Source organism: Dapis brunnea BLCC-M229 (assembly GCF_050015995.1).
Classification (GTDB): Bacteria; Cyanobacteriota; Cyanobacteriia; order Cyanobacteriales; family Microcoleaceae; genus Trichodesmium.
In genome coordinates this window covers 1-20,155 of sequence record NZ_JBNHEP010000008.1, presented here as the reverse complement: position 1 = coordinate 20,155, position 20,155 = coordinate 1, and the positions used below count along the sequence as shown (strand labels likewise).

The following is a 20,155-nucleotide window of genomic DNA, read 5'->3' as shown; positions in this document are numbered from 1 at the left end:
CAGCACCACCAGCAACAACAGCACCACCAGTTACAACAGCACCACCAGTTACAACCCCAGTACCCACAACTCCAGATGGCAACGAGATAGTTCAAATAGGTACTCTAGTAGGTTTCTTTGATGGATCTGGCAGCTTTGTAGTAATTACAGAACCACCAGTCACAACAGCACCACCTACAACAGCACCACCAGTCACAACAGCACCACCTACAACAGCACCACCAGTTACAACACCACCACCTACGACAGCACCACCTGTGGTAACACCAACTCCTTTACCCACAGCACCAGGAGGAGGGATTTTACTTCCAGGGGGAGAAGCAGTGGGCACTGAGGGAGACGATCTAGTATTTGGCAGCGCCTTCAGCGACACGTTTTCCGCACTTGGTGGAAATGATACTGTATTTGGCCAAGAAGAAAGTGACTCTCTACTTGGCCAAGACGGCAACGACCAAATTAACGGCAACCGGGGTAATGATACTATTAGCGGTGGTGCAGGAGATGACAGTCTACGGGGTGGCAGAGATGCTGACTCTGTTTTAGGTGATGCTGGGAATGATACAGTATTTGGTGATCGCGACTCAGATACAGTCCGAGGGGGAGAAGGTAGAGACATTATTTATGGTGGTAAAGAAAATGATGATGTAGCAGGAGGAGAAGACAACGACTTTGTTTCAGGAGATATTGGTGATGATACTGTAGTCGGCGATGCTGGGAATGACACGCTTCTTGGTCAAGCAGGTAATGATATTATGTCTGGTGGCCTAGGTTTGGATCTAATCAGTGGTGGTGAAGATGCCGATAGTATTTCAGGAGATGAAGATAATGATTCTTTAGCGGGAAACCAAGGTAATGATACTCTTGATGGTGGTACAGGGGATGACTCTTTATCTGGAGGTAAAGACGATGACTTGTTATTAGGAGGTGAAGGTAGTGACACTCTCAATGGGGAACGAGAAAACGATACCCTTGATGGTGGGGAAGGAAATGATTTCCTCTCTGGGGGTAGGGGAAATGATTCTCTTGATGGTGGTCAGGGTGACGATCTATTGATAGGTGGTCGAGGTGATGATACTCTGACTGGTGGAGAGGGTGAAGATAGTTTCGTTGTTGTAGATTTTGAGGAATCTGATAATTTATATACTATTACTGACTTTAATACTGCTGAAGACTTGATTAGTTTGGAAGGAGGTCTAACGTTTGAAGACTTAGAAATATCTGATGAGGGTAGTGACACTATTATTCGGAATGCCAACGGTGAGACTTTAGCTATTTTAATTGGAGTTGATAGTACCACTCTCAACCCTAATAATTTCTTCCCAGAACCAGTTAATACAGAACCACCAGTAACCGATCCACCCGTAACTGACCCACCCGTAACTGACCCACCCGTAACTGACCCACCCGTAACAGAACCACCAGTAACCGATCCACCAGTAACTGACCCACCCGTAACTGACCCACCAGTAACCGACCCACCAGTAACCGACCCACCAGTAACCGACCCACCAGTAACTGACCCACCAGTAACCGACCCACCAGTAACTGACCCACCAGTAACTGACCCACCCGCAACCACAGCACCACCAATAACCCCCGATCCAGATGAAGTGACACCACCTTCTCTGAATGAACCTCCCACTGACATTCTGTTAGATAACGACAGTGTGGAAGAAAACAGTGAAGCAGGTACAGTTGTTGGTACATTTACCACAGAAGACCCAGATGTGGACGATTTCCATGAATATAGATTAATTGATAATGCTGATGGACGGTTTGCTCTTGATGAGGATCGGTTAGTTGTAGGAGAGGGAGCAGACCTAGACTTTGAGGAACAAGAAACCTATGATATCCAAGTCAGAAGCTTTGATAATGCGGGAGAAAATATAACCAGGTCATTTACGATCAACTTGATCAATGTTAACGACCCGCCAGAAATTACAGTTCCTGACGACCAACAACTGGTTAATGAAGGGGAACAATTAGATATTGTTGGTATTCAGGTAACAGATCCTGACGCAGGTGATGGAGACCTAGAAGTTAGTCTGGAAACCACAAATTCCCAAACTATTGACAGTAACCTCACCCTTAATTCTACTTCTGGTCTCACCTTTACAACTGGTGATGGTCAAGCAGATGCTGAAATAGTATTTACAGGGAATTTAGATAATATTAACCAAGCTATTAGCACCCTCACTTATACCGGTAATAACTCAGGTAGTGATTCTATCAGTATCTCTGTAAATGACCAAGGTAATACAGGAGAGGGGGATGCTCAAACTGATACTGCTTTAATTGATATAAGTATCAATGACTTACCATTGGTGGCAACAAATAACGAATTGGTAGTAAATACAGAAGAGACAGGAATAATAGATAATACTCTCTTAGAAACAACTGATGACAGTAACACTACTTTAATTTATACAGTTACAGAATTGCCAACTCGTGGTAACTTGCTAATTGATGGAGGAAGTTTCACCAGTTTTACTCAGGAGGATATTGAGCAAGGGTTACTTACTTACGAACACGATACTAATGATACCGAAAATGATTCCTTTAGTTTCAGCGTCTCAGATCAGGTAGGGGGAGAAACTACAGACACATTTGAAATTCGAGTTAACGTACCACCAACGGTTACTAGCAATAATTTGAGTGTTGATGAACAAGTACAGGGAGAAATTACTAACGAAAATCTACTAGCAGAAGATCCTGATACTGATGCTGGTGCAGAAACTCTAATTTATGAACTTACTGAACTGCCAACCAGTGGAGAAATTCAACTAGACAACGCTACTTTGGAACTAACAGATACTTTTACTCAAAAAGATATCAACCAAGGTAGTCTCACTTACCAAGGAGAAGAAGTTGGTACAGATACATTTAGTTATGTTGTTACTGACCAAGACGGTGGTACTACCAGTGGGTTATTAAATATTGATATTGAACCTGGCAACACTGCTCCAGAAGCAAATGATGATGAATTTGAAACCAACGAAGATACAGCGATAACTATCGATCGGTCTGAGTTGTTGGCAAATGATACAGACCCTGATGGCGACGAAATTACAATTACTGAATTTGCTGATAATATCCAAAATGGTACGTTAGAAGAAACCGAAGACAGTTTCATTTACACCCCTGATGAAAACTTTAGTGGTTCAGAAAGTTTCACTTATACTGTTGCCGATAGCAAAGGGTTAAGCAATACAGCAAATGTGACTATTAATGTTACTCCCGTTGCTGATACTCCCAACTTAGCAGTATCCACATCTTCTGTTTCAGGTAACCAAGATGAAGAAATATCTCTAGATATTACTGCTAGTTTATTTGATACAAGCGGTTCCGAAACTCTATCTATTACTATTTCCGGAGTGCCAGATGGAGCAACCCTCTCAGCAGGAACAGACCAAGGTAATGGTACTTGGGTATTAACTTTAGAGGAACTGGAAAATTTAACCCTTACACCTTCTCAAGCAGAACAAACAGAAGTATTAAACTTTGAATTAACAGTTACAGCAACGGCAACAGAAACAGCTAATAGTGATACTACTTCGGACTCAGGAGTTATTGCTGTAGAGGTGAGTCCTCTGAATAACTCTCCTATTGCTGAGGATGATGAATTTGAAACCAACGAAGATACAGCTATAACTATTGATAAGTCTGAGTTGTTGGCAAATGACACAGAACCTGATGGCGAGGAAATTACAATTACTGAATTTGCTGCTGATAATATCCAAAATGGTACTTTAGAAGAAACAGCAGATAGTTTCATTTATACACCGAATGATAATTTCAGTGGTTCAGAAAGTTTCACTTACACTGTTGCCGACAGCGAAGGGTTAACAGATACAGCAAATGTAACTATTAATGTTACTCCTGTTGCAGATACTCCAAATTTAGCAGTATCCACACCCACTGTATCAGGTACAGACCAAGACGATCTACCTCTCGGTATCACTGCTAGTTTAGTCGATTCTAGCGGTTCCGAAACTCTATCTATTGCTATTTCCGGAGTGCCAGATGGAGCAACTCTCTCAGCAGGAACAGATCAAGGTAATGGCAGTTGGGTCTTGACTCCAGAGGAATTAGCAAACTTAACCCTCTCGCCTCCTGGAGACCGAGATACAGGAACAATATTTAGTTTTGACTTAACAGTTACAGCGACAGCAACTGAAACAGCAAATAATGATACTGCTACTCAAACAGGTACTATCTCTGTGGCAGTAGAAGCATTAAACGATGCACCAGTGCTAACAGACCCAGGAGATATCGCCCTAACTACTATCAACGAAAACGAGATTAATAATGCTGGTACTCCCGTCGCGGATATTATTGCTGCTGCAGTTACCGATGCTGATGGAGGAGCTAGTAGCGGAGTAGCTATTACTCAAATTGATAATAGTAATGGTCTCTGGCAATATTCCGTTGATAGTGGCGTAAACTGGGTAGACGTTAATAATAGCAACACTACATTGTTGACAGCGACAACAAACGAACGCCTCCGTTTCGTTCCTAATACCGACTTCTTCGGTAATGCCACCATCCAATTCCGTGCCTGGGATACCACTGATGGCAGTAGTAATACAACCCAGTTAACAGATATCTCAACTATAGGTGGCACAAATGCTTTTAGTGAAGGAGTTGGCACTGCTAATATCTTAGTAAATGACATTCCTGAAGTTATTAATAATAACGAACTGGTCATCAACCTTGGGGAAACAGGAACGATAAATCAGAATTTCTTGCAGACAACCGATGCAGATAATGGTACAAACACCTTTACCTACACAGTTACCACAGAACTAATATCAGGAATATTGCAACAGTCGGACAACCCGACAAATACTTTCACCCAGGAAGATATTAATAGTGGGTTAGTTATATATCAACACACAGCTAATAATACAAACGATGACTCATTTAGTTTCCAAGTTATCGATGTTAATGGGGGTCAAGTTACAGACACCTTTAATATTCGAGTGAACGACCCCCCTGTTGGTACGACTACAGACCTAAATGTTACTCTTGGTGAAGCTAAGGTTATAGCTACAGAAAATCTCCAATTTATTGACCCCGATGTGGAAACTGCTACCTCTGCTTCCCTACAATATACTCTGACTGAACTGCCGACTTCAGGCGAATTGCAACAGGGAGGGGAAACTTTAGCAGTAGGCAGCACATTCACTCAAGAAAATCTTGATAATGGGGAAATTAGTTATGCTACTACTACTGGCAGTCTTGGCACCGATAGCTTTAACTTCCTAGTGACAGACCAAGACGGGGGAACTACCAGTGAGTTGTTAAATATCAATATCATTGAAGCGAACCGACCTCCTCAAGTAGAAGCTGATAAAACTGTCACTTTGGAGGAGGATACTACTACTACTGCAATCTTAAATATTCCAGCACCCACTGACCCTGATGGTGATACCTTTACTATTACGGTTGACAGTATTCCTGATGCAGAAATAGGGCAAGTAGTATTAGACAATACTACTAATACTGCCCTAACTATTGGCCAACAGTTAACCACAGAACAACTAACATCATTAACATTTCTTCCTGTTGAGAATGCTAACGGAAATGCTGGAACTTTCAGCTATATAGTTGATGATGGCAATGATGAAAATAATTCCGCTACTCAAGTTATTAGTATTGATGTCACTCCTGTCAATGACCCACCCATTGCCGTTGATGATGGACCAGTATTTACTAATTTAGGGAATGAGTTGATAATTGACATTTTTGCAAATGACAGCGATGTTGATGGACCAAACTCCCTCTCAATTGATGTTCTCAGGGATAACGATGGAATTATTTTAGGTCTTTTGGATGACCAGGGTACTCAGGTTGCATTCAATTCCATCGGAAGTTTGGGAATTGGTACTGACACCTTTGAATACACCGTTACTGATGGTGCCGATACACTGAATCTAGGTACGGCAACTGTTACAGTAAATGTTCTTGATGTGACAGATGCTGCTGACTCCCTAGTTGGTGGTGAGTCTAATGATAATTTTGATGGCGAATTAGGTGATGATACTCTTGAAGGTTTAGGAGGTAACGACACCTTAGCAGGAAATGATGATAATGACAGCTTAGTGGGTGGTGAAGGTAACGACTCCATAGATGGTGGTGATGGTAATGATACCTTTGTCGGCGGTCTGGGAGCAGATACCCTATCTGAAAATAATGGCGACAACACCTTTGTTTATACCAGTGCTAATGATGGTGGTGGAGCAAACTTTAATGCTGTGGATGCCACTTCTATCGGTACTGCTATTAGTGCAGGTGTGTTCGACCGCATCACTGGTTTTGATGATTTAGGTGTTGTGGGTGGGGATACTTTAGCATTCTCTAGTACAGTGCTTCCTAATTTAGATAACATTGCCACCAACGTACAAACTACAGATATTCCTGGAAATGTTTTAACTTCCGGAACCCCTGGTTTATTTGCGTATGAAGTAGAAGGTAAGACTTATCTAATTTATGATGCTAATGGTGATAATACGGTTGGTGATGATTCCCAAATTATAGCAGAATTAGATGTTAGTGGGGTTGTTGCTCTGGATGTAAATGATGATTTTACTATTATCTAATATCCATAGGATTTATATTAAATCCGGATAATTAATATACCTAAGTCATTGCGACTGGAAGGAAGCAATCTCGGCGCGCTCCTGAGATTGCTTCCTATCGTCGCAATGACCACTGTTCAACCGGATTTGATATTACACAAAGAAACTGGGTTTATAGTTTCGTGTGGCTTTGTTGTATGAAAGCATATAGCTACCGCACTTGCTCTGCATCTGTACTTCAGACTTCTACAACTATTGTCCAATAGATAAATAGAACATCAATCTTTGATATAAAAAGGCTGAAACTTTTACCTGTAGAGTTTTTGAGGCTATTAACTATTGTCCAACAGATGAATAAAACATCAATCTATAGAAAGATAGTGATATAGCTGCCACTAGGTTCACTTTTCATGTCGGGGACAACCGAAAAGCGGAACGGATGTTCTATCAATACTTTCATGCAACAAAGCCGTTTCGTGTGGGTAATAGGTTGTTGATATATCAACAACCTATTTTTTAATCGCTTATCTTTTATCTTAAAAAAAATTCATCCTGTTTCCTTGACAATTTAATGAAACAGTAAGTAAGATGGAATAGCGTCAAGGATCAGGATCAAGTGTATCAGGAAAATTAGGTCAATTGCACTCGTATTTGTACTGAGTTTCCACCTAATTATAATACAGTGGTAGGAAAAAGATTAGCATCTTTTAAATTAAGAGAAAACAATAAATTATTCCCAGAATTTACTGATAATTTAAGTATCATTTAATAAAATCTGGATGAATAATTCTTATTTATGATTCATGTAGTAATAATTACAATTCATTTATTTAAACCTACATGAGACTACAATAATAATTTTTTTACTGTTTTATAAGTAGTGTTTTACCAAGCATAATTACTCATTATTTAATACCTTGATCAAACCAGGATAATAAATATTTACCCTGGAATTATTGCTATGTCTAATTAAATTTCAAGCAAAATAAATCCACCAAAGTTAATCTAAATTTTTCCGGATGGGAACCAACTACTAATGCTTAATTAAACAGCAAACTAAATTTAAAAGTCAAACAAACTATGGCTACAATTATAGTCACCAATCTTAATGATAGTGGTGCTGGTTCCCTAAGACAAGCAATTATTGATGCTGCTGCAAATGATACAATTCAATTTGATCCCAGTCTGGGTGGTGGTACTATCGCCCTTGCCAGTGAACTTTTAATAAATAAAAACCTCACTATTGATGGTGATGAAACAAATCCAGTCACCATAGATGCAGGAGGACAAGCGACGGGTGAATTTCGTGTATTTAATGTTGATGATGGCAACGCCAATAACCAAGCTCAAGTTACCATTGATGGAGTCAAAATTACAGGTGGATATGCTCGTGTTATTGGGAGTGATAATAATAACGGTAATCAGAATGATGGTGGTGGTATATTAACAAATGAAGCACTCACTCTCAGTAATAGTACAGTTACAGGCAACATAGCAGCAGATAATGCTGGTGGTTTGTACGTTAACGATCTAGGTAGCGCGGATGTTCTCAATACCACTATTAGCAATAACCAATCTAACTATGACGGTGGCGGTATCTTTGCCTTTGGTAATACAAACATTACTAATTCTACTATCAATAACAACATAGCAATTGCTACATTCTCACCAGAAGGTGACGGTGGTGGTGTCGCTGTATTTGGCACTACAAATATTACTCAAAGTACCATCAGTGGTAACACTGCAGGCGGTCAAGGAGGTGGTGTTTACGTCAAAGATTCCGTCACTGCGACAATTTCTAATAGCACCATTACTAATAATACCTCACAGACTCGGACAGATGACAATAATGGCACTGGGGGTGGCTTGGCGAGTTTCGGTACTGTTGATACAACTGTTACCTCTACTATTATTGCTGGTAACTTTTATCAGCCTGCTGGTGGGACTCAGGTTAATAATGATGTTGACGAATTAACTGGCGCCAGCAACTCCATCCAAAGTGGAGGTAACAACTTAATTGGTACAGGAAACGCTAATGCTCGTTTCAACGCTACAGGTGACCAAACCGGAGTCACAAACGCTGGTCTAGATCCTCTTGCTGATAACGGAGGACTCACTCAAACCCATGCTTTACAAGCTGGTAGTGCTGCTATTAACGCTGGCAACAACTCTCTTGGTCTGACTACTGACCAAAGAGGTACTGGTTTCCAGCGCGTTGTTAATGGTGTAGCTGATATTGGTGCCTTCGAGTTTGGGAACCCCGATCCTACCGATCCTACCGATCCTACCGACCCTACCGATCCTACCGACCCTACTGACCCTACCGACCCTACTGACCCTACTGACCCTACTGACCCTACTGACCCTACCCCAAATACCATTTTTGGTACTGGAAATGGTGAGACTATTAACGGTGATGGTCAGAATAATAGCATTGATGGTCTGGGAGGAGCAGATACTATCACCGGTGGGGGAGGTAATGATACCCTTAATGGTGGTACTGGTAATGATATCGTTAATGGTGGTACTGGTAATGATATCCTTGATGGTGGTACTGGTAGCGATCAACTGAATGGTAATGAAGGTGATGATATCGTTAATGGTGGTACTGGTAATGATACCCTTGATGGTGGCGACGGTAGAGACAGTATCCTAGGTGGTACTGGTGTTGATGAATTACAAGGTGGTGACAATAACGACACTCTTGAGGGTGGTATAGGTAACGATACACTGACTGGTGGAAATGGTGCTGATACTTTCGTATTACGTTCTGGTGATGGCAATGACCAGATTCCTGATTTTAACCCTGGTACAGATGAGCTATTATTGGATGGTTTGACTTTCAGTGACGTTACTGTAATTCAAGATGGTACTAATACTATTATCCGGGAGACTGCAACATCACAAGATTTAGCAACTTTAATAGATACTCAAGCTGCCGATCTTGATAGTAGTAATTTTGAGTTCCCAGATGGCATTGTTGGTACTGGAGGCGATGATACGATTGAGGGTAATGCTCAAGATGACCTAATCCAAGGTTTGGATGGAAACGATAGTCTCAGTGGTCGTGGTGGAGCAGATGAATTGCTCGGTGGTACTGAAAATGATATCTTGGAGGGTAATGCAGGTAATGATACTCTCATGGGTGAGGCTGATAATGATGTCCTCCGAGGTGGTGGAGGTCAAGACATTCTCCTAGGTGGTGACGGTATCGATCTCTTACAAGGTAATGGCGATAGAGACGAACTCATAGGTGGTGCTGGTGATGATAACTTACAAGGTGGTGGCGGTAACGACACTCTTGATGGTGGTAGTGGTAACGATGCTCTAACTGGTGGCAACGGTGCTGACAGTTTCATATTGCGCTCTGGTGATGGTAGTGACGCTATTTTCGATTACCAAGATGGTACAGATAACTTCTTGTTAGATGGTCTGACTTTCAGTGACATAACTGTAGTTGCTAGTGGTGGTAATACTATTCTCCAGGAAACTGCAACATCACAAGATTTAGTAACTTTGTTTGGTATTGATCCTACAGCTATTGATGCTAGTGATTTTGCTACTATCTAGTTGAGATTAGCACTCTTTTTCAAAGTCTAACTGATTGTTAAATTGATTATTAAAGCGATCGCCTCTCTCAAATCAAAGGGGCGATCGCTTTTGGCAATGTCCAGAATTAACCAAAATAGCCTATAATATCAAATCCACTTAATTCAGTATAAAAAAATGTTCACTTCGCGAGCGCTATTACCAAATATTTCTAGCTCTCCCCATCTCCCCATCTCCCCATCTCCCCATCTCCCCATCTCCCCACACTATTTATCTAACTACACCAATACTACCGGATTTGATATAATATCATCTCCGTTTGAATACTCATAAGTAAAGCTCGTAGTATTGCTTTACCCCTAAGATAGATATTTATAGGGCTAAAGCTCTACTACAAACAAAAACTTTTTTTATCACTAAATTATCTGGACATGATATAAGTAATCTTACTTATCTTAATTTATCCTCATATTCAATTATTTTTCTTTGAGCAGGTAAAAAATAAAAATTTTTATTCCCAAATAGCCTGATTTAGTAATTATTATATATTTCTGTATCAATGAATACATAAAATTTAGGGGGTAGTTGTGAGATTATTAAAAGTAATTCTCAAGAATTTATAGAAAGATTTGCCTGAATGTGAGAGAAGTTAGTCATAACTATATATTATGGAGTCTAAGCATGGTTCAGTTATCAACAATTAATAGCAAGAAAAATCGCCCCAACCTATATGCATGGTGCAGACCTACCTTTTCTCCAGAACAGGGGGTTTTACTGGTATTAGGTGGTTCTTTTCTCACAGGAGCAGCTTTAGCCCAAGAATGGACAAGCTCAACAACTTTAGCTCTAATCTGTGCTTTTTTTGCCTTACAAGCAGAACATCCCTTAGTAGTGCAAATCAAACAACGAAGTAGTTGGAAACCTCGTTTTTTAATCTGGGGTGGTTTGTATGGAAGTATTGCAATAGCCATCGCTGGGTGGCTTTACCTCCAGACTCCATGTTTACTATGGATCTATGGAATAGCAATAGCAGCTTTAGTTGCAGATAGTATTGCTGTTTTTAAACGCAAACAAAAATCTATATTAAACGAAATGATTGGATTTTTAGCTATCTGTCTCTGTGCACCCCTAGCATACACAGCTACCACAGGCCATATTTCTCTAACTGCCATGGCAATGTGGATACTTAATACCTTATTTTTTAGTAGTGCTATATTTACACTCAAGTTACGGAAACAAAAGACCAGTTGTCCTATACCGGGAATTATTTATCATAGCACTGCAACCCTGATTATACTTGGTATTTACTGGTACAACTGCTTAAACTTAATAACAGCTTTATCTTATAGTGTGGCCTTAATTAAGTTAGCGGCGATTGCCCTTAGATTAGATTGGTATCGTACAACAAAATTTTATTTTGTCGCAATATTTGAAACTCGTTTTGCCCTAATCTACATTGCTATTGCTGCCATAAGCGTTCTTCCCGCTCACCTACCTAATGCTTAATTTTTTGGTAGTGGTAAAGAAGTAATGATAAGTATAGCGCTACGCATAAGTCAAAAGTTAAAAATTAAAAGTCAAAAATAATCTCTGACTGAGTTTTTGGTGCGTCCATACTTCCCTATGGGATGCAGTACATTCATGTCGCGCAGCGTTTCATGTCGGTGACATAGGAAAGCTTTGCGAAGCGCAAAAACGCAAACAGGATTTACCAATATCAAGTACCTAAATGCGTAGTGCTAGGAAAAACGCCTTGTCATGGAATACTTCTGATATTCTTTATCCTTACTATTTTAGGACTACCAATTTTTTCAATCAAAAAATTAGACTGAATTGACAATAGCAATCCTGCCATATCTCGGATCGATATCAATTCCCATCACCTCAAAAGAGCTAAAATAATTACCATCAGGCGCAAAAATAGAGTAAGTTTTTGTTGTACCTGCTGGTAAGGATAAACATTGATTAAAAATTTCTTGCCTATACTCTAGAGGTAAAAAATTGTGTTCTCCAATTCTTAATGCTGCTTGATTATAAAAAGAAAATTGACCTTGGAAGTTAAGGATACCAGCAGGAGCTGGAAATTGTTCACACCACCTCAAGGCCAAAAACCATTTAGCTTCTGAAAGTCTTTGATATTCTCGGTTTGGGTTAGGGTGTTGTAAGACTTTGTATCCCCCTTCACTGGCGAAAATTGTTCCACCTAAAAACCCAAACATTATGCCAATGGTATTACCCATGTTGAACTAGCTCCATCCATAATGTGAGAGATATTGACTTTGATCGTGCTAATTTTTATTAGCTATGTAGTTGCTGCTTCATAAAACCGACATAAAAGGTCATATAGTGACATTTTAATGTGTACGGACGTTGCATGGAACGTCCCTGCTTCAACTGAGGCCGTCGGCGGTTACTCATCCACAGGCATCAACGGTCAAGCTCACCGCGTTTCTCTCCTCGAGAGTAACTGTTTGATGAACTTAAGAGTCAAAAGTTATTTCAGTTATCAGTTATCAGTTTCTCCTGCTGTATTGGGAGGCTTAAAATACTGAAATTTATTTTTTTTCATACCCTATTCAAGGGAGGGCTATTGACCTGATTTTTTGGTCAATAGTTAGATATTATACTCTCTATTTGAATTTGGAAGATTCAAACAGAGACAATTTTTCTTGATTGACCTGATTTATAGTAGTTTTCGCTCTAGATAAACTCGGGTAAGCAAAGAAACCTTAGGCATCTTTACTATTCCCGACTCCCAAACCCAATCAGGATTTTCTGGTCTACTTAACTGAAAAGTGCTATAATTCAGGGACTTTTGACCTCACTCTAATATGGTGACAACTTATGTATGATAAGTTTTATACCTTATGAGTATCTTATCGGCTGTTAAACAGATACTCTATTATTTTCAGCATATATTTATGATTCATTTGATGGCTTGTTTTCTAATTAACTTTTGTGTACTTACTAGAGCGCTGTTTAACTCATAATTACGTCGCTGAGAATTTTTTAGATAAGCTTGTTGTTCTTCCTCTATCATTTCTACATCTTGCTGTACTAAACCATCGAGTAGTTTTTGAGCTGAACCAAATAAACTTTTTTTCACAAATCGTCTAAACCATTCTGGTAGTTTATGTAAACGCCAAAAGGCCTGAAGTGATGTAAAGTGAATTAGATAAGCTTGGGTTTCTCTTTCATTAATAGGTAATAAAAGACAGTAAATTTTAAAATCTTTCCCTAGGTTAGAAACCCAATTTGGATAGATATAACTAACATTTAATGGTTCGGGATGAAGTTGTCGCAAAGCCGGAAAGAATAATTGAGATATCGACCAAATTTTGTCAATTTTATAATAGCTTTGAGCCTGATAATAAGCATCTACTTGATGGTCATTTTCCGATAAGTCTATTAATTCTGCTGCTGCCCAAGCTTGCCAATTTTGATGTAAATGTCCGTGGTGCATATCCATTAAATTTTCTACTAAATAAGAATAATGAGCGCGACATTTTATAACTGAGATTGTAGCAATATAATTGAGATGTTCCCACTCAGGAATTAATTGGGGAGAAACTAAATTTGCCAATGATTTATCTCCAGGAAATACCCAGATAAAACCGTTTAGTTCTTGGACTGGAAAAGTCCGAATTTGACAAGTAGGTAATTTTTGATTACTTGCTAAATAGGGTACACGAGAACATTTACCACTTGACTCAAAACGCCATCCATGATATGTACATTCTAATTCATCGGCGATCGCGCGACCAGAACTAAGTTTAACAAAACGATGAGGGCAAAGGTCTTCTAGAGCATGGACTTTTCCATTGCAACCCCGGTAAAGAACGATGGGTTGATGCCAAAGGGTAATGCTTAAAGGCTGAGATTTAAGCTCTATACTGCGAGCAACAGCATACCAGTGATTTTGGTTAATTCCCAAGTTACGGATATCATGGTAGAAAGTAATTTTAGGAGAAGACATAGGACTTATATATAATCCGAGTAATTAATTATCGTATGACAAAGAAAGTCAAAAGTTATGCATCGAGTGCTAATTGGTGAGGTCTCTATTTCCTTTCCTTCGGAATCCTACGCAAACGGAAAGGCGACGCCAACGGAATGTAAGACGCACTCAAGAAAGTCAAAATTCAAAAGTCAGAAAAAAAGGAAGGATTTAAAAAAGGAAATTGTTTAATATCATGTCCGGATAATCAGCGATCGAACTCCGTTCTGCTCCGCGTTTCATGTCGCGTAGGGAAACAAAAAACTTTCTCCGGTAAGTACCTTTTCTTTCCTTCTGCCTTCTGCCTCCTGCCTTCTGCCTTTTGCTTTCTGCTTACGGACAATATTTAAGAATTAATAACTAATTTAGTAGTTTTGCAGGAAAATTTAACAATGATTAATATTTCAGGTTACCAAATTATTGCTAAAATTTATGAGGGTACTAATTCCATAGTTTATAGAGCCAACCAAGAGCCAGATAATCAGCCTGTTGTACTTAAACTTAGCAAAGGAAATTATTCTGGGGAATCTGAAAATAATCGTTATAGAAAAGAATATGAAATTCTTAAGTCTTTAAATCTTTCTGGAGTGACTAAAGCTTATGGATTAGAAAAATACGAGAATGGTCTAGTAATAATTTTAGAAGATTTTGGTGGTGCATCTCTCAAAACATTAATTGCCTCAGAAAAATTTACTATTTTGGGTTTTTTAAGGTTAGCTATAAAAGTAGCTGAAAGTTTGGGTGAAATTCACAGTGCTAATATTATTCATAAAGATATTAATCCATCTAATATAATTTTTAACCAGACAACTGGGGAGTTAAAAATTATAGATTTTAGTATCTCTTCTGTCTTAAGTCGTGAAAGTCATCAATTAGAAAATTCTAAACTTTTAGAAGGTACTCTGGCGTATATATCTCCAGAACAAACTGGCAGGATGAATTCTCCTATAGATTATCGTACAGATTTTTATTCTCTGGGTGTTACTTTTTATGAACTATTAATTCAGCAACTACCTTTTAATAATACTGATGCTATGGAGTTAGTTCATGCTCACATTGCTAAACAACCGAAACCCCCCCATGAAATTAATCCAGAAATTCCACAGATTATATCAAATATTATCCTCAAATTATTAGCAAAAACTGCTGCAGAAAGATACCAAAGCGCTTGGGGTTTAATTGCTGATTTAGATGAATGTTTAAATCAGCTACAAATGACAGAAACAATAGTAGAATTTCCTCTTGGCAGTCAAGATATTTCTGATAAATTTCAAATCCCACCAAAACTATATGGCAGACAGTCAGAAATTGAAGCATTAATGGCAGCATTTGAGCGTGTGTGTGAGGGTAGAAAAGAAATGATGTTAGTAACTGGTTATTCTGGTATTGGAAAATCAGCTTTGGTACAAGCAATTGCTCAACCAATTATTCGTCAAGGTGGGTATTTTATTTGGGGAAAATTTGACCAATTTCAACGTAGTATTCCTTACTCAGCAATTGTCAGTGCTTTTTCTGAATTAGTCAGAATTATTTTAAGTGAAAGTGAAGCTAAATTACATGAATGGAGAAATAAACTTTTAGGAGCTTTTGGTACTAACGGACAAATTATTATTGATGTAATTCCCGAATTAGAATTAATTGTTGGACCCCAACCAAAAATACAAGAATTAGGAGCAAATGAAGCTCAAAATCGCTTTAATATCATCTTTCAAAACTTTATTGGTTTATTTTGTAAACCAGAGCATCCCCTAGTTATTTTTCTTGATGATTTACAGTGGGCAGACTCTGCTACACTTAAGTTAATTAAATTAATGATGATGGATGAAGAAACAAAGCATCTGTTTCTAATAGGAGCATATCGAGATAATGAAGTTAATTCAACTCATCATTTATTGATGACTTTAAATGCCATTCGTTCTCACTCTGGGAATATGAATCATGGTCAGGTAAATCAAATAGACTTAAGTCCTTTAAACTTTGAACATATTACTCAATTAATTGCCGAGACATTACACAATGACAAAAGCTATGTCAAAGAATTAGCAGAATTAGTAGAAACAAAAACAGGTGGAAATCCTTTCTTTGTGAATGAATTTATGAAAACTCTCTATCAGGAAAGTTTGCTGAAATTTGATTCTGAAATGATTCGGTGGGAGTGGGATATGGAAAAAATTACAGCACTTGATATTACTGATAATTTAGTGGAGTTAATGATTGGAAAATTGGAAAAATTACCAATCTTAACTCAGACAATTTTAAGTTTAGTTGCTTGTGTAGGTAATCAATTTGATTTGAATACTCTTTCATTAATTTATGAAAAAGAATCTTATGCAACTTTTCAAGATTTATTACCTGCTATTCAAGAAGGATTAATTCTACCTGCTTCAGAAACAGAAGCCAAAAATATAGAATTGAACTTATATCCATTTTTAATTCTGAATTATAAGTTTTTGCATGACCGAGTACAACAAGCAGCTTATACTTTGATAGATGAGTCTGAAAAACAGGCTGTACATCTAAGAATTGGACGTTTATTTTTGGAAAATACTCCTCTAGAATATCGCGGGGAACGAGTGTTTGATTTAGTAGATCATCTGAATATAGGCCGAACTTTAATTACAGATAAACGAGAAAAAATTGAACTAGCAAAACTCAATTTAGAAGCGGGTAAAAAAGCCAAAGATGCCACAGCTTATGTAGCTGCTAAAGAATATATTACAGCAGGTATATCTCTATTAGATCGGGATTGTTGGAATCAAGAATATGATTTAACCTTTGCTTTATATAAAGAAGGAGCAGTAGGAGAGTATTTAAACAGTAATTTCTCAGAAAGTGAAGCATTAATTAACATAATATTAGAGCATTCTCAATCAATCATTGAGAACATAGAAGTTTATAATTTATTGGTTGTTCAATATACTTTACGCGGTCAGTATGAACAAGCAATTGCAGCAGGTAAGAAATCTCTAGCATTACTAGAAATAGAGCTTCCAGAAACAGATTTACAGACAGCAACTAATCGGGAATTTGCCAAGATCAAAGAAAATTTAGGCAATCAAGAAATTGCCTACCTAATTAATGAAAAAGAGAAGCACACATCAAAATATAAAGTAGCTTTAACCCTATTAACAAATTTGATTACATCCGCTTATTTAACCAATCCAGAATTATGGAAAGTAATAGTACTCAAAGGTGTCAACATTTCCCTAGAATATGGTTCGGTTGCCGAATCATGTCTTTGTTATTCTAACTATGGAATAATTCTCAATAGTTATTTTGGAGATTATCACTCTGCATATCAGTTTGGTCTATTGGCATTAAAACTAACTGATAAATGGGAAATCTCAGGACTAAAATGTAAAGCTTGTAGTGGATTTGCTAATACATTAAGTTTTTGGTTTAAGCACATTAAAGAGTCTAATGTAATTAACCATGAAGGATATGGAGCTGCTTTAGAATCAGGAGATTTAGAATATGCAGGTTATCTTCTACATAACACAACAATTAATTCATTATTTCAAGGTCAACCTATCCCAGAAATATTGACAGAAATTGATCGCCACTTACAATTTACTCAAAAAACTAAAAATCAACTTTCTACAGATACTTTAATCGGAATTAAAAATCTTCTCGAAAACTTGGAATCAAAACCTGAAAACCAGGAGAGAGACTATTTAATCAAAGAACAAATTGATTTCGATCTTAATATAGATAAAGAAGCAGAATATTTGGATAGTTGTCAACAACATCAAAACTTTTACTCTCTGTGTATATATCTGATTTATAAATCATATATTCTCTATTTATATAGAGATTTAGATGCAGCACTGGATAGTATTTTGTCAGCTCAAAAATATCTCGGATTTATTACAGGTACTTTACCTACTACAGAATTGAATTTTTACTATTCACTAATTTTAACTGCTCTTTACCCAAATGTTTCTCAAGTTAAGCAAAAAGAATATTGGCAGCAACTAGAAAATAATCAACAGCAGATGAAAATTTGGGCAGATAACTGTCAAGAAAACTTTGAACATAAATATTTATTAGTAGCAGCAGAAATGGCAAGTATTTCTGGAGAAAATACAGCAGCAATAGACCTATATAATCAAGGGATAGAATCTGCCAGCAAAAATGAATTTATTCAATATGAAGCATTAGGTAATGAATTAGCAGTAAAATGTTGGTTAAATCAAGGTAAACCTAAATATGCAAAAGTTCATTTACATGATAGTTACTATAGTTATCAAAATTGGGGGGCAAATAAAAAGCTAAAAGATTTAGAAAATCAATATCCAGAATTAGAAAATATATTAACAGTTAAAAACTATATGATCGATCCTCAAAGCACAGCAATTTCTAGTGACACAGGCAATAATAGTCAGTCCTTAGATCTAGCAACAGTTATTAAAGCATCTCAAGCAATTTCTAGTGAGATTGTATTAGATAAATTACTATCTAAATTGATGAAAATTCTTATGGAAAATGCTGGTGCAGAAAAAGGCGTACTCTTGCTACTAAAAGAAGGCAAACTAATGAATAAAGCTGAAGCTACATTAGATTCTGAAGAAGTAGTAGTTCAAGAGACTCAAATGAATGAATCTGAAGATTTACCACTAACAGTAATTAATTATGTGGAACGAACACGCCAAGATGTTGTTTTAAGTAATGCTTTTGCTGAAGACCGTTTTACAACTGACTCTTATGTTGCCAAGATTAAACTTAAATCTGTTTTATGCACCCCTATTATTAATGGAGGCAAACTTATCGGAGTTTTATACTTGGAAAATAACCTGACTACAGGTGCATTTACTCCAGAGCGTTTGGAGATATTAAGACTTTTATCATCTCAAGCAGCAGTTTCCTTAGAAAATGCAATGTTGTACGCTTCAGTAGAACATAAAATACAAGAAAGAACCCAGGAATTAAATGAAAAAAATCTCCGACTAGAGCAAACATTGCACGAACTACAACGCACTCAATCTCAACTAATTCAAAGTGAAAAAATGTCAAGTTTAGGGCAGTTAGTTGCTGGAGTAGCTCACGAAATTAATAACCCTGTCGGCTTTATTTATGGTAATCTTTCCCCTGCTAATGAATATATTTCTGATTTACTGAATTTAATTGATTTATATCAAGAATATTATCCTGAACCTGTAGATAAAATTCAAGATGAAATTGAAGATATAGACTTAGAATTTATCATACAAGACTTACAAAAAGTTTTGAATTCTATCAAAGTAGGAGCCGAACGTATCCGAGATATTGTGATTTCTCTGCGCAACTTCTCGCGCTTAGATGAAGCTGACATGAAACCTGTAAATATCCATGAAGGTATCGATAGTACCATACTAATTTTACATACTCGTATTAAAGAAAAGTCAGACAAACATGAAATTGAAATAGTCAGAAAATATGGTAATTTACCACAGGTTATCTGTTACGTTTCCCAAATTAATCAAGTGTTTATGAATTTACTTACTAATGGAATTGATGCTTTAGAAACTCTGCGGGATAAACAACAAGAATTTGACCGTCAACCCACTATTACAATTTCTACTGAAGTAACAGATTCGGAAACAGTAAAAATCAAAATTGCTGACAATGGCAGTGGTATTAGTTCTCAAGCATTGTCTAAAATATTTGACCCATTTTTTACTACTAAACCAGTGGGAGTAGGTACAGGTTTAGGATTATCAATTAGCTATTCAATTGTAGTAGAAAAACATGAGGGTAATTTAAGTTGTAGTTCTGAAGTTGGAAAAGGTACAGAGTTCACAATTGAAATTCCTATTAAACCAGCAACTGGTAATTATAGTTAGAGGGAGTAGGGAGTAGGGAGTAGGGGAATGGGGAATTGGGAAAAAATATTCACTCCCTCAATTTATTGAGCAAGTCCTACTTATTCTGTGATAGTCTTTCTCAAGTTACTAGGGAATTGGGAATTGGGAATTGGGAAAAATATTCACTCCCTCAATATATTGAGCAACTCCTACTTATTCTGTGATAGTCTTTCTCAAGTTACTAG

Annotated in this window: 7 protein-coding genes; 4 read left to right on the top strand and 3 right to left on the bottom strand. The window is 37.6% G+C overall.

Features of this window, described 5'->3' with window-relative positions:
• Window positions 1–91 precede the first annotated feature (91 nt).
• Window positions 92–331 (bottom strand): hypothetical protein, encoded by a 240-nt coding sequence (locus ACP6PM_RS00935; RefSeq protein WP_426580996.1) that lies wholly within the window; start codon window positions 329–331, stop codon window positions 92–94.
• Between ACP6PM_RS00935 and ACP6PM_RS00930 the strand changes: the two genes are divergently transcribed.
• From ACP6PM_RS00930 to ACP6PM_RS00920, 3 genes are all read left to right on the top strand, one after another.
• Window positions 324–6,602, top strand: coding sequence for a tandem-95 repeat protein (locus ACP6PM_RS00930; protein ID WP_426580994.1), 6,279 nt, complete (start codon window positions 324–326; stop codon window positions 6,600–6,602). The genes ACP6PM_RS00935 and ACP6PM_RS00930 overlap by 8 nt on opposite strands.
• 1,059 nt (window positions 6,603–7,661) lie before the next feature.
• Window positions 7,662–10,151: a calcium-binding protein gene (locus ACP6PM_RS00925; RefSeq protein ID WP_426580992.1), complete on the top strand. Its 2,490-nt coding sequence runs from the start codon at window positions 7,662–7,664 to the stop codon at window positions 10,149–10,151.
• Between the two features lie 660 nt (window positions 10,152–10,811).
• Entirely contained in the window at window positions 10,812–11,636 is an 825-nt protein-coding gene (locus ACP6PM_RS00920) for a YwiC-like family protein (protein WP_426580991.1), read from the top strand.
• 317 nt (window positions 11,637–11,953) lie between these two features.
• On the opposite strand, the gene ACP6PM_RS00915 is transcribed toward ACP6PM_RS00920, so the two are convergent.
• Complete coding sequence (locus tag ACP6PM_RS00915; protein WP_426580989.1) at window positions 11,954–12,370, bottom strand: hypothetical protein; 417 nt, start codon at window positions 12,368–12,370, stop codon at window positions 11,954–11,956.
• Window positions 12,371–13,056: 686 nt separating this feature from the next.
• Window positions 13,057–14,106 (bottom strand): aromatic ring-hydroxylating dioxygenase subunit alpha, encoded by a 1,050-nt coding sequence (locus tag ACP6PM_RS00910; protein WP_426580987.1) that lies wholly within the window; start codon window positions 14,104–14,106, stop codon window positions 13,057–13,059.
• Window positions 14,107–14,519: 413 nt separating this feature from the next.
• Here ACP6PM_RS00910 and ACP6PM_RS00905 point away from each other — a divergent pair, with 413 nt between their 5' ends.
• Complete coding sequence (locus tag ACP6PM_RS00905; RefSeq protein WP_426580985.1) at window positions 14,520–19,949, top strand: trifunctional serine/threonine-protein kinase/ATP-binding protein/sensor histidine kinase; 5,430 nt, start codon at window positions 14,520–14,522, stop codon at window positions 19,947–19,949.
• Window positions 19,950–20,155 lie beyond the last annotated feature (206 nt).

What these genes read in the sequence shown, in the direction of transcription:
- ACP6PM_RS00910 (WP_426580987.1), bottom strand. Translation starts at nt 14,106, where the DNA reads ATGTCTTCTCCTAAAATTACTTTCTACCATGATATCCGTAACTTGGGA.
- ACP6PM_RS00925 (WP_426580992.1), top strand. Translation starts at nt 7,662, where the DNA reads ATGGCTACAATTATAGTCACCAATCTTAATGATAGTGGTGCTGGTTCC.
- ACP6PM_RS00915 (WP_426580989.1), bottom strand. Translation starts at nt 12,370, where the DNA reads ATGGGTAATACCATTGGCATAATGTTTGGGTTTTTAGGTGGAACAATT.
- ACP6PM_RS00905 (WP_426580985.1), top strand. Translation starts at nt 14,520, where the DNA reads ATGATTAATATTTCAGGTTACCAAATTATTGCTAAAATTTATGAGGGT.
- ACP6PM_RS00920 (WP_426580991.1), top strand. Translation starts at nt 10,812, where the DNA reads ATGGTTCAGTTATCAACAATTAATAGCAAGAAAAATCGCCCCAACCTA.